The sequence below is a fragment of the Achromobacter sp. RTa genome, assembly GCF_000757485.1.
Classification (GTDB): domain Bacteria; phylum Pseudomonadota; class Gammaproteobacteria; order Burkholderiales; family Burkholderiaceae_B; genus Achromobacter.
In genome coordinates this window covers 429,309-440,055 of sequence record NZ_JPYO01000041.1, presented here as the reverse complement: position 1 = coordinate 440,055, position 10,747 = coordinate 429,309, and the positions used below count along the sequence as shown (strand labels likewise).

General features: G+C 63.0%; 11 protein-coding genes. 5 read left to right on the top strand and 6 right to left on the bottom strand.

Features of this window, described 5'->3' with window-relative positions; genetic code table 11:
* The 6 genes from JL37_RS17660 to flhD form a co-directional block, all read right to left on the bottom strand.
* Positions 1 to 486 (bottom strand): Hpt domain-containing protein (locus JL37_RS17660; protein WP_197064623.1); only part of this gene is annotated, 486 nt, incomplete at its 3' end.
* Between the two features lie 29 nt (positions 487 to 515).
* Positions 516 to 896: a response regulator gene (locus JL37_RS17655; protein WP_043545754.1), complete on the bottom strand. Its 381-nt coding sequence runs from the start codon at positions 894 to 896 to the stop codon at positions 516 to 518.
* A 2-nt stretch (positions 897 to 898) separates the two neighbouring features.
* On the bottom strand, positions 899 to 1,888 hold the full coding sequence (gene motB / locus JL37_RS17650) for a flagellar motor protein MotB (protein ID WP_043545753.1): 990 nt from the start codon (positions 1,886 to 1,888) through the stop codon (positions 899 to 901).
* A gap of 11 nt (positions 1,889 to 1,899) precedes the next feature.
* Positions 1,900 to 2,775 carry a flagellar motor stator protein MotA gene (gene motA, locus JL37_RS17645; protein WP_043545752.1) on the bottom strand — a complete coding sequence of 292 codons (876 nt, stop codon included), beginning with the start codon at positions 2,773 to 2,775 and terminating at the stop codon, positions 1,900 to 1,902.
* Between the two features lie 195 nt (positions 2,776 to 2,970).
* Positions 2,971 to 3,552 (bottom strand): flagellar transcriptional regulator FlhC, encoded by a 582-nt coding sequence (gene flhC, locus JL37_RS17640; protein WP_043545749.1) that lies wholly within the window; start codon positions 3,550 to 3,552, stop codon positions 2,971 to 2,973.
* A 33-nt stretch (positions 3,553 to 3,585) separates the two neighbouring features.
* Positions 3,586 to 3,909 carry a flagellar transcriptional regulator FlhD gene (flhD, locus tag JL37_RS17635; RefSeq protein ID WP_006219025.1) on the bottom strand — a complete coding sequence of 108 codons (324 nt, stop codon included), beginning with the start codon at positions 3,907 to 3,909 and terminating at the stop codon, positions 3,586 to 3,588.
* Positions 3,910 to 4,339: 430 nt separating this feature from the next.
* On the opposite strand from flhD, the gene JL37_RS17630 reads away from it, so the two are divergent.
* The 5 genes from JL37_RS17630 (at position 4,340) to JL37_RS30085 (ending at position 10,208) form a co-directional block, all read left to right on the top strand.
* Positions 4,340 to 5,095: an RNA polymerase sigma factor FliA gene (locus JL37_RS17630; RefSeq protein WP_043545748.1), complete on the top strand. Its 756-nt coding sequence runs from the start codon at positions 4,340 to 4,342 to the stop codon at positions 5,093 to 5,095.
* A gap of 352 nt (positions 5,096 to 5,447) precedes the next feature.
* Complete coding sequence (locus JL37_RS17625; RefSeq protein ID WP_043545747.1) at positions 5,448 to 6,938, top strand: flagellin; 1,491 nt, start codon at positions 5,448 to 5,450, stop codon at positions 6,936 to 6,938.
* Between the two features lie 205 nt (positions 6,939 to 7,143).
* Positions 7,144 to 8,418 (top strand): hypothetical protein, encoded by a 1,275-nt coding sequence (locus tag JL37_RS17620; RefSeq protein ID WP_156124332.1) that lies wholly within the window; start codon positions 7,144 to 7,146, stop codon positions 8,416 to 8,418.
* A 108-nt stretch (positions 8,419 to 8,526) separates the two neighbouring features.
* Positions 8,527 to 9,372, top strand: a complete 846-nt coding sequence (locus JL37_RS17615) for a hypothetical protein (RefSeq protein ID WP_043545745.1) — start codon at positions 8,527 to 8,529, stop codon at positions 9,370 to 9,372.
* Between the two features lie 284 nt (positions 9,373 to 9,656).
* Entirely contained in the window at positions 9,657 to 10,208 is a 552-nt protein-coding gene (locus tag JL37_RS30085) for a transposase (RefSeq protein ID WP_081955104.1), read from the top strand.
* Positions 10,209 to 10,747: the final 539 nt, after the last annotated feature.

Sequence of the window (10,747 nt, the reverse complement as noted above, 5' to 3'; positions counted from 1 at the left end):
GGGCGCCGGCGCCGGCGCCGGAGCAGCCGCCGCCGGGGCGGGAACCGCGGCAGGCGCCGGGGCCGGCGCGGCCGCCGCGGGGTCCTTATGCTCCAGCGCAAGCTGCCTCAGCACGGCACAGATACGCTCAAACACGGCTTCATCGGGCTCTTCGGAGGCCCGGTAGGCATCCAGCTGGCTTTTGAGCACGTCTTTCGTTTCCAAGAAAATATCAATCATGTCCGTACGCAGCGCCATTTCGCCGCGACGGATCGCATCCAGGAGGTTTTCGAGCAGGTGGGTCGTGCCCGCCAGCTGCGTGAAGCAGCCGAACGTCGCCGCGCCGCCCTTGATCGAATGGGCCGCGCGGAAGATGGCGTTGAGCTGTTCGATGTCGGGCGCGCCCACATCCAGCTCAAGCAGCAATTGCTCCATCTGCGCGAGCAGCTCGTCCGCCTCGTCGAAAAAGGTCTCGTAAAACTGACTGAGGTCCAAACCAGAACTCATGACCCGTACGCCTTTCTAAATGAACCTGCTTACGCGCCGGCCTGCTCATCGAGCAGTTCGGACGCCAATTCGACCAGCACGTCGGGGTCGACCGGCTTGGAAAGCCAGCCGCAAACGCCCAGGTCCCGGGCTGCCATCTTGCTGTCCACGTCGTCTTCCGTGGTCAGCACCAGCACCGGCACATCCAGGTACTGGTCGTCGTCGCGCAGGCCCTGGATGAGTTCCAGGCCGCCCATGACCGGCATGTTCCAGTCGCTGACCACCAGATCCACCGGGTGGCGCTTGGCCATCTCCAGAGCCTGCTGGCCGTTCTCGGCCGTCAAGACCTTCCATCCCGCGCCTGTCAACGTCGCCTGGACGATCATCCGCATCGTCGCCGAGTCGTCCGCCACCAGAATCGTTGCCGCCATTGCTATCGAACCCCTTCGGCGGACGGGTTGCTCTCCGTTTCGCCTGGTTTGGTTGCCGTCGTGGCCTGGACTGCCGCCCGGGCCGCGTCCACTGCCGTTCCCACCTCCCGGGCATCTTTGGCCGTAACGTCCGCGGCGGCGGCGTTCTCGCTTTCGATGCGCCGCTGGGTGCTCAGATTGAGCACCACGAGGCTGATACGCCTATTAACGGCCGCATATGGATCATCTTTAACCAGGCTCATGCTGGAAGACAGGCCCTGGATGCGCATGACCTTGCTTTCGTTCATGCCGCCGGCCACCAGCTCCTGCCGCGACGCGTTCGCGCGGTCGGCGGAAAGCTCCCAGTTGCTATAGGCGCGCTCGCCCCGCGCGTACTGGGACGCGTCGGTATGGCCCGAGATGCTGACCTTGTTGGGCAGTTCGTTCAGAACCGGCCCCAATTCCCGCAGGATGTCGCGCATATAGGGCTGCACTTCCGCGCGGCCGGTGGCGAACATCGGGCGGTTCTGGTTGTCGATGATCTGGATGCGCAGGCCCTCGGTCGTCAGGTCGATCAGCAGCTGCGGCCGGAAGCTCTTCAGCACCGGGCTGGTCTCGATGACGTTTTCGAGCCGCTTTTTCAGGTTTTCAAGGCGGTGCTGCTCGCGGCGCTCGGCGTCGCCCATAGGCTGGGCCTCGACCCGGTTGCCCTGGGCGCGGCGCACGTCGCCGTCGCTGCGCAAGGGGTCCTGCCCGCCGCCGGGCACCGCGCTGGTCTCGGCGGAACTGCTGGGGCCGCCCGTGATGGCGACGCGCAGCGGCATGCGGAAATACTCCGCGATGCCCTTGAGCTCTTCGCGCGGGACGACGCTGATCAGCCACATCACCAGGAAAAACGCCATCATCGCCGTGATGAAGTCGGCGTAGGCGATCTTCCAGCTTCCCCCGTGGTGCGCGCCGCCCGTGGACTTCTTGCGGCGGATGACCACACGGTGGTTGTTTACCGTGCTCATGGCCCGCTCCGTCAGGCCTTGCCGGTTGCGGTCGACTTGGCTTGCCGGACGTGCTCTTCCAGCTCACCGAATGTCGGGCGCACGGCCGAGAACAACACCTTGCGGCCAAACTCCACAGCCAACTGGGGCGGGTAGCCGTTCATGCTGGCGAGCAGCGTGGTCTTGATGCATTCCAGCACTTTCGTGGCTTCGTCGCTGCGGCGCTCGATGCGCGAGGCCAGCGGCCCCACGAAACCGTAGGCGAGCAAGATGCCCAGGAAAGTGCCCACCATGGCCTTGGAAATCAGGTCGCCCAGGATCGCGGGAGGCTGATCCACGGCGGCAAGCGCCTTGATCACGCCCAGCACCGCCGCCACGATGCCGAAGGCAGGCAGGCCGTCGGCCATCTGGTGCAAGGCGCGCGCGGGCACCTCGCGCTCGTGGCGGTAGGTTTCGATTTCCTCGTCCATGAGCGTCTCGATTTCGAACGAGCTCATGTTGCCGCTGATCATGATGCGCAGGTAGTCGGTGATGAACTCCATGAGCTTCGCGTCTTTGGCGATGCGCGGATATTCGCTGAAGATCGGGCTGGATTCCGGGTCCTCGATGTGCGATTCGATCGCCATCAGGCCCTCGCGGCGCGCCTTGTTGAGCAACACGTACAGGAGCGCCATCAGCTCCATGTACACGTCCTTGCCGTAACGCGAGCTTTTCAGGGCGTCGGGCAGCGCCGACTTCACCAGCATCAGCGACTTCTTGCTGTTGCTGGCAAGAAAGGCCCCGCAGGCGGCGCCGAAGATCAGCGTGAGCTCGAACGGCTGGTAAAGCGCGCCCAGATGGCCGCCCAGCGCGATGAAGCTGCCGACGACCGACACGGCCACCACGAGAAAACCGATAACAATCAACACATCAGGCCCCTGCCAACGAAGTCTAAAAATGCCCCCACGCCGCGCCTTCGGCTTGCTGCCCCCCAAGGGGGCTTTTTTCCTTGGGGCGGCCCGGCGGCAAAATACCGGCGTCAATCATCCCCTGTTCCCCCCGGCCCAAAAAGGTGGGTTACGGGGAGTTTTCCAGGGCTTTTGATGTATTTGGAAACCGCCCGGTCAGGACCGGACGGCATTCGCGACGGACGCGGGACGAGCGCCGGCGCGCGCCTTGGCGGCGGCGCGCGTCTTGCCGGCGCGGGGAGGCGGCCGGCAGATCGCGCACACGAAATCCGACTGCGGATCGTGCGCGTGGGCAATGAAATGGCCGCCGCACTGGCGGCAGGCAGACAGCTGCAACATGCCGCTATCGAAAAAGCGCACCAGCATCCAGGCCCGGGTGAAGCTCAGGACGGGCTCGGCCGATTCCGAGGAATCCAGGCCGGCGTTTTCGAGATACAGGCGGTAGGCATCGATCGTGGCGCGTATGCCCTTGCTGCTGGTGCGCGTATTCAGGAACGAATACACGTTGTAGAAGAGCGACGAATGGATGTTCGGCAGCCAGGTCATGAACCAGTCGACCGAAAACGGCAGCATGCCCTTGGGTGGGGAGCAACCGCGGATTTCGCGGTACAGGCGCGCGAGGCGGTCGTGGCTGAGGCTGGTTTCAGCCTCGAGCACCTGCAGCCGGGCCCCCAGCGTGATCATGGAACTGGCAAGCAGGATGTCGTCCGCTTCCTGGGATACGCTCTTCGTGGCCATTACACGTGTTTCCGAGTGGAATTCATCAGGCCGTCAGGCCAATTCTTCGACAGGTTGCTTGGCCAGCAGGATCGTTGCATGCGCTTGTTGCAATGCGCCGCCCAGGACGTCGTGGGTGAGCGCGGACAGCAGGCTGTAGTCATCGAAGCGGAAACGGCAAAGCAGGGAGCTGGAGCTGGCCAGCTTGACGAGCTGGGCCGGGGAAAGGCGCATCAGGATGTCGGCGACTTCGTTGCTGAATCCCAGGCGGAACATGGACGCGGCGTAATCATCGCGGAGCATGCGCTGAGCAAGTAACAAATATGACAAATTGACTTCGCGAATGTCTGCCAGCAATGAATTTTCGACTTGTTGCACGCCCAACTCCCTAGTTCCGATCCCGCCCGCGGGGCTTTCGATAAGCAAATATGTGGCAATCACCGTTGCCGCAGGTCCGATTGCGCCCTGCTTTAATGCGAAATGTATCATTTATTCGCAATTTAAGTAAAATTTACCACAGGTGATGTCATTTTCTATGACTTATATGACAAATCTTTGTTGATATTGCGCAACTTACCTTTTTAGATACACCTTGACATAGAAAATTCTCACAAAATTTACGTCAATTAGGAAAACAAGCATTCAAAACGTTGCGTTCTTCGGGGAATGAAACGGATTCCATTGCCCACAATGGCACCTTGCCGAGCACTCAACTCTGTTCGCTTTAGCTCCCGCGCGTTTGTCGACAATGTCGCAAATTGACAACATTGAACGACGCGCCTTGATGGTTACCGCCCGACATCCCGCAATGCCCCACGCAGAAGACAGCCTGGTCGAATATGCCCCGCTAGTGCGGAAGCTGGCCCTGCAATTGCTCGCCAGGCTGCCGGCCAGCGTCGAATTGGACGACCTGATACAGGCCGGTATGATCGGCCTGCTCGACGCCGTGCGGCGCTACCAGGAAACCGCCGACGCCCAATTCGAGACATACGCCACGACCCGTATCCGTGGCGCGATGCTGGACGAGCTGCGCGGCCAGGACTGGCTGCCGCGCAGCGTCCGCGCCAAGGCCCGCAAGATCGAACAGGCCATCCAGCAGCTGGAGCAGCGCCTGATGCGTGCCCCCTCCGAAGCCGAGATCGCGCAACAGCTCGAGATCCCCCTGGGCGAATACCAGTCCCTGCTGCACGACGCCCAGGGTGTGCAGATCGTCCACTACGAAGATTTCACGACCGAACCCGATTCCGGCGCGGGCCAGGCCGACTGGTCGGCCACCCTGAGCCACGGCTCGGCCGACGGCAACCCGCTGGATTCGCTCCTGGCCGGCGACTTCCGCCAGGCGCTGATCCACGCCATCGACGCCCTCCCCGACCGTGAAAAGCTGCTGCTGTCGCTGTGCTACGAGCAAGGCCTGAACCTGAAGGAAATCGGCGCGATCATGAACGTGACCGAAGCGCGCGTCTGCCAGCTGCGCTCCCAGGCCACGGCGCGGATCCGGGCAAAGCTGAAGGAACAGGCCTGGCAGGAACTGCCCCGCGAGGGGCAGATCGCGCAGGTTATATAGAGAGTCTCTCTACATAAGCGAAGAGGTGTCCACACAAAGAAGTGTCTGACACCCTTACGCCCCACCCTCCCGCCAGCACAGGCACTCCCGGGTGTCAGACACCAGCGACTGCTACCGCCGCACCCGGCCAGCCAGCTCACTACAAGCTGTAGCGGCCCAGGCCCCGGCCAGCCCCTCCCCGCACTACAAAAATTCCGACTTCCGCAAAATCCCCCTAAAGATTGATTTGAGGCTGCCGTAATCCTGGCAACGGAGCAATTCGAAGACGCAAGAAAACGAATTTTTCCCGTTACACAGATGGGCGGCCTTGCTGCCCGGTTTGAAGAAGCCTTTCTCTCTTGGGAGCCTAAACATGGCTGCAGTCATCAATACCAACTACCTGTCGCTGGTTGCTCAGAACAACCTGACCAAGTCCCAATCGACCCTGGGCAGCGCCATTGAGCGCCTGTCCTCGGGCCTGCGCATCAACAGCGCCAAGGACGACGCCGCCGGCCAAGCCATCGCCAACCGCTTCACCGCCAACGTCAAGGGTCTGACCCAAGCCGCCCGCAACGCCAACGACGGCATCTCGATCGCCCAGACGACCGAAGGCGCGCTGAACGAAATCAACAACAACCTGCAACGCGTGCGCCAACTGGCCGTGCAAGCCAGCACCGGCACGAACTCCTCCTCCGACCTGGAATCGATCCAGGCCGAAATCGAGCAGCGCCTGGGCGAAATCGACCGCGTGTCGGGCCAAACCCAGTTCAACGGCGTGCGCGTCCTGGCTTCGGACAACACCCTGACGGTGCAAGTCGGCGCGAACGACAACGAAACCATCACGATCGACCTGAAGGAAATTACCAAGGGCACCCTGGGCCTGGGCAGCTTCACCGTCAGCGGCGACAAGCAAGCCACCGCCGACACGCTGGTGAAGGACTTCGGCGCGACCGGCTATAACACCTACTCCGACACCAACGGTCTCACCGGTATCCGTGTGGACGTGCAATCGGGCGCCGTCACGTATGACAACGCAGGCACGCAAGAAGCCGTGTACGTCAGCGCCACCACCGGCAAGCTGACGGCCGACGCCACCAACACCGCAGCAGGCGGCAACGGCGCCGACGCAGCGTTTGCAACCGCTTTCGCCGGTCAGACCCAGGGCGCAACCGCCTCGCTGGGCGGCGTCACCTGGACCAAGACCGACGCCCCGACCGATCCCAACGGCAACGGCACCTTCACGGCCACGATCGAAGGCAAGCAACTGACCGTCACCGTAACGGGCTCCACCACCACCACCGGTACGAACGCGGCGATGTCTGTCACGGGCGGCAGCCTGAACATGGACGAGACGGCGTACTCCACTACGGCCAAGTTCACGACGTACGCCTCCAACGAAAACGCGACGGCTGCTGCCGTCGCGGCTGCTGGCGGCACGAAGACTGGCGCCTCGCTCATGATCGGCGCGGACACCTACACCGTGGACAGCTCGGGCGTGGTCAAGAACGCCACCAACAACGTGATGTACGTTCAAAACGACGGCAAGCCGAACAAGGCGCTGGTCGACAGCACCAAGGCCCAGCAGCCTTCGCGCGACCCGCTGGCCAAGCTCGACGCCGCCCTGGCTTCGGTGGACCAACTGCGCAGCGCCCTGGGTGCTGTCCAGAACCGTTTCGAATCGACCGTCGCCAACCTGAACAACACGGTGAACAACCTGTCCGCCGCCCGTTCGCGCATCGAAGACGCCGACTACGCCACGGAAGTGTCGAACATGACCAAGGCTCAGATCCTGCAACAGGCTGGCACCTCGGTTCTGGCGCAAGCCAACCAAGTGCCGCAATCCGTTCTGTCGCTGCTGCGTTAATCACGCCGCAACGCCTGACGGTAGCGCGGTGCGGGCCCGATCGGCCCGCACCGCGAGCCACGAAGCCGGGACTATCCCAGCGTCGCCCACAAGCCGGCAGCAGCCGGCTTGTGTTTTTCGTATCGCACAAATCAACGCGCTCGTTTGCGCACGGGCCAGCAGCCCGGAATCCGTCGTTGCCTGGCGAACCTGCACAAGCCTTGCCATGACCATGTCTTCCCCCTCGGACCGCGCCCAATCCCGTCGCCCGTCATCGCTGCCGCGCCGGCGATCTGTTCGCGGTGCAAATGCGCGGCGCGCAGCCTCGGACAAGAGATCCAGCCTGCTCGGCCTGTTGCCGCTGTTGATGTCCCTGGCCTTGATCCCAGCACTATTGCTGGTCTGGTTTCATCTGGGCGACCTGCACTATCTGGAGATCGTATCGCTTTCGTCGGTGGGAGCCGCCGGCCTGGGGACCGTGTTGCTCCTGGGCCTGTTCATGCTTGTGTACATGACGTTGTGCGTCGCCCTGCCGTCGGTGTTCACCGCGGTGGCCCTTGCCCAATATGGGCCCGAGCGTATTCCCGGGGCCGCAGTGGGAGCCTGGGCCGCCAGCGCCGGACTGCTCGCCGTCGTCTGGTTCATCTCTGCGCTGGAACCAAGCTTCGATTCCGCTTTCATGTTTTGGCCCGCGCATCTCGCCGCGGGCCTCCTCATCGGCTTATGGACGCTTTGTGCCGCCTATCCGCGTGCCCATCGCCGGCCGAGCGCGCAAGCGCCAACTCCCGCGGCCGCCTTCTTGAGAAGCCCCCTGGTCCTGGGTATCGGAAACGGCATATGCGGACTGTTGGCGTTCATGCTATTGGTTATTCCCATCAAGCACCTGGCCGACGACTACGCCACGGGACTGCTGCCCGGCTGGGGGCAGACGGCTCTGCCGCTGCTGATCGCCTTCCTGCTCTCGCTGGGACCAGGCTTGTTCTACATGTGGAGCAACCGAACAGGGGCTGCAGGCATGAACAAGCGGCAACTGATGGTGCTGATGCTGATCGCCGCCTTCGTCATGCTCATGATCTCTTATTCGGCGTCGCGAGAGGTGCGGCACCTGACCTTGACCGCTGCGGGCGTAGTCGGCAGCCCTGTAAGCCCGCGGTTGTATCGGCTGCCGGACAACTGGAACAAGCAGGACGAGCAAATAGTGGCCGATGCGTTCGCTCCTGAGCGCTGCCCACTCAGCCCGAAGCGACATCCGGCCGGCGACTCCCTTCCTGCGCGATGGATATGCGGCTATCAGAACTTCTCGTTCGGGCGGGCCAGACTGATCTGCAACCATCCCTATATGGATGCGAACCGTCAGTTCATAAAGAAACGACTGATCTGCCTTCTTTATATCGACAACACGCTCGCCAGCCTGGTGAGCTTGCCTCACCCGGGCCCCGGCAAACCGGCGGAGGAGACGGAACAGACACCGACTTCCGACGGCTCACCTTCACCTTCGTAGACGAACCAAGATCATGCGGCGGATTTACCCGTCTGTTCTCGATTTCAATTCGAACCCGATTGCCGCATAATTGCTTCCGCATGATTTTGTATCTATAGTTTTCTCAATATGACCGCGACGCCACCCGATCCATTCGCTACGCAGCATGGCAGCACCACGGATCCAGACTCTCAGGCGCCGGTGGATGAGCAGACCTTGCGTCTGCGCGAAGAGAACCGCGCCCTGCGCGAATTGCTGGCCGCGCAGGCGCAGGCCGCTAACCCCTCCCAAGAGCCGGGCCCGTTCCGGCGGCTGTGCTGGTGGCTGATTTCCGCGCCCGGCGCGGCGCTGGTGGGCTGGCGCAGCCTGCTGGGCCACGACACCGCAAGGCCGATCACCGGCAAGCGCGTGGGCTACGCGACGCTGACCGTGCTATATACGCTGGCGATCTACGGCGCGCTGGTCCTGCTGGTGGTGTCGTGGAGCTCGCCGAACACGCCGCTTTCCGGCTCCGCGGCAGCCGGACCGGTGCGAGTGCCGCTGACGCCGCTTCCGGACAACGGCACCAATGCGCCTGTGTCCGAGGCAAGCCCGGAGGCCCCGCCTTCCGTCGAGCCCGGGACGGACGCGGGGGCCGAGCCCGAACCAGAAACCGTTTCAAGCGAGGCGCAGTTGCCCGTGCCTGCTGCGGCCTCTGCCGTTCCAATCATGCATTCGAGCGAGCATGCCGCCGCGCCGGGGTCGCCCGCGCTTGCCCTGCAACCGCCGGTGGCGGAGCCGCATTCCACCTTGCGCATGACGGAGATTCCTGCGCAGGACCCTCTGGCCTGGCTGGACGCGCTCAGGGGCGAATTGGCGCTGTGCGCGGAGCTGGGATTCTTCGAGCGGCCGGATTGCGCATGGGCGGCCCGCAGGCAGTACTGCGAACCCAATCGGGCATGGGGAATGGTCAAGGAATGTCCGACCCGGCCTTGAGTCAATGAGCCTTGGGGCGGGCTGTTTGGTGTCAGACACCCGGGAGCGCTCGCGTCGACATGCAATGGCGTCTCGTACGGGTGTCTGACACCTTGGCAAAGCCACCTCGAGCGCCTGAAAGACCCACAAGTGTCTGACTCCTCTGCGAGACGGCTCTCGCGCTCCAACAGCGCCGCCGGATGTCTGACTCCCACGCAACAACGTGTTGAAAACGTCCCTCCCCGCCTTCGTGCTCCTTGGGGAACGCCTATCCTGGCACCTGTTCAGATCACGCTCGCGCAATCATGGCCAGGCTTCCCCGCATTCTCATTGCTCATCAACCGCACCATGTCGTGCAACGTGGTCATCGGAGGCTGGTCGTTTTCGATGGCCCGAATGACTATCGCGCTTATCTGCGCGATCTGCAGACTTATCGCGCGGCGCTGGGAGTGGCGCTTCACGCATGGTGCCTGATGCCTAACCACGTGCATCTGCTGCTGACGCCCGGCGATGATCCTCGGACGGTTTCGGCGCTGATGCAGCGCGTGGCGAGACGGGCGACGCGGCGTTGGAATGCCCGCCGGGATGCCGGCGGCTCCCTGTGGGAAACGCGCTTCAGGTCGCGGGTCATAGGCAGCGAACGATATTTGCTTGAGTGCTGCCGTTACATCGAGATGAATCCCGTGCGGGCCGGTTTGGCCAGTTGCGCGCCCGAGTACCCATGGTCGAGCTACCGCGCACGGATGGGTCTGGCATGTGGCGAAAGCCTGGATCTTCATCCCCTGTATCTGGAGTTGGGCGCGGATCAGGAGGCCAGGCGCAAGGCTTATGGGGAATGGTGCCGGCGTGAGGAGTGAAGGCGCCTGGGCTAGTGTCTGACACCCGGAGAAGGCGTTTCGGTTTGCCGGGGTGTCTCCTGGGTGTCAGACACTGACGCAGCAAGCTTGTGTCTGACACCCGGAGAAGGCGTTTCGGCTTGCCAGGGTGTCTCCTGGGGTGTCAGACACTGCGGCAGCAAGGCTTGTGTCTGACACCCAGAGAAAGCGTTTTGGTTTGCCGGGGTGTCTCCTGGGGTGTCAGACACTGCGGCAGCAAGGCTTGTGTCTGACACCCGGAGAAAGCGTTTCAGCTTGCCGGGGTGTCTCCTGGGGTGTCAGACACTGCGGCAGCAAGGTTTGTGTCTGACACCCGGAGAAAGCGTTTCGGCTTGCCGGGGTGTCTCCTGGGGTGTCAGACACTGCCGCAGCAAGGCTTGTGTCTGACACCCGGAGAAGGCGTTTCGGCTTGCCGGGGTGTCTCCTGGGGTGTCAGACACGGGGGCAACAAGATTTGTGTCTGACACCCGGAGAAGGCGTTTCGGCTTGCCGGGGCGTCTCCTGGGGTGTCAGACACTGAG